The sequence below is a fragment of the Thermococcus sp. LS2 genome, assembly GCF_012027375.1.
GTDB lineage: Archaea > Methanobacteriota_B > Thermococci > Thermococcales > Thermococcaceae > Thermococcus_B.
The window spans coordinates 1-301 of the sequence record NZ_SNUI01000035.1 but is presented as its reverse complement, the minus strand read 5'-3'; the positions used below and the strand labels follow the sequence as shown (position 1 = coordinate 301).

The 301-nt window shown below is 37.9% G+C and carries 1 pseudogene; it reads left to right on the top strand.

The features are described from left to right. Nucleotides 1-158 (top strand): annotated as a pseudogene (locus E3E24_RS13110) (IS607 family transposase); the annotation flags it as partial. Nucleotides 159-301: the final 143 nt, after the last annotated feature.

Below are 301 nucleotides of genomic sequence, written 5' to 3'. Positions count from 1 at the left end.
TAATAGTAATCAATGGAGAACTTCAAAAAGAGCCGAGAGAAGAACTCATTGAGGACTTGATAACAATAATCTCGCACTTTGCTGGCAAGTTGTACGGAAGGCGTTCTCACAAGTATAAAGAGGTTGTAAAGAATGCAAAACAGCTCTTCCAAGAATGAAACCATCGTCAAGGCATACTCAATTCAACTTCAAGGCGATAGTGTTATTCTGAAGTTTATTGAAGAGTATCACAAAATGGCAAAAACTGCACTCCAAGAAATCCTCAATACCGAAAAATTCACGAAGTTTGAGAGGAAACAAC